At 65.6% G+C, this 393-nt stretch carries 1 protein-coding gene; it reads left to right on the top strand.

Annotation, left to right across the window (positions count from 1 at the left end; genetic code table 11):
* Positions 1–199: 199 nt before the first annotated feature.
* A partial coding sequence (locus ACNFOC_RS55780) for a hypothetical protein (RefSeq protein ID WP_416966498.1) occupies positions 200–393 on the top strand: 194 nt, incomplete at its 3' end.

Raw genomic sequence — 393 nt, 5'->3', positions numbered from 1 at the left:
GGTAGTAGGCAACCTCGTGCGCGTCGGGTCGACGCCCCACTAGTTTGCAACATGCTGTCATTAATAAGCAAGGGCGCGCTACCCGGTCCAGGCGCTCGGCCCATTCGTCGAATGTCATTCCTGCGGCCTGCGCAGGGCTCCGATGGTCATCGCGTTGTTGGCGGTGAGGGCGCCGGCGCCGGTCCGTCCGGAGGCGAGTGTGCTTCCGTCAGCAGGTGGTGCCGCCGAGGCCGGCGGCGGCAACGACGACCTCGGCGAGATGTCGTCCTGGTACGTCTTCTCCGCCCTCGCCGTCCTCAAGACTGAAGCCCGCCGCGCGAACCAGAGTCCTGAACGCTTTGTGCTCTTGACCATCTCAGTGACAAGGGCGGCAGCCTTCGGGGAGTCGCAGCA

Origin of the sequence: Streptomyces colwelliae, from assembly GCF_048158785.1 — a bacterium.
Classification (GTDB): domain Bacteria; phylum Actinomycetota; class Actinomycetes; order Streptomycetales; family Streptomycetaceae; genus Streptomyces.
The sequence above is the reverse complement of the archived record's forward strand: the minus strand, read 5'-3'. Positions and strand labels throughout refer to the sequence as shown.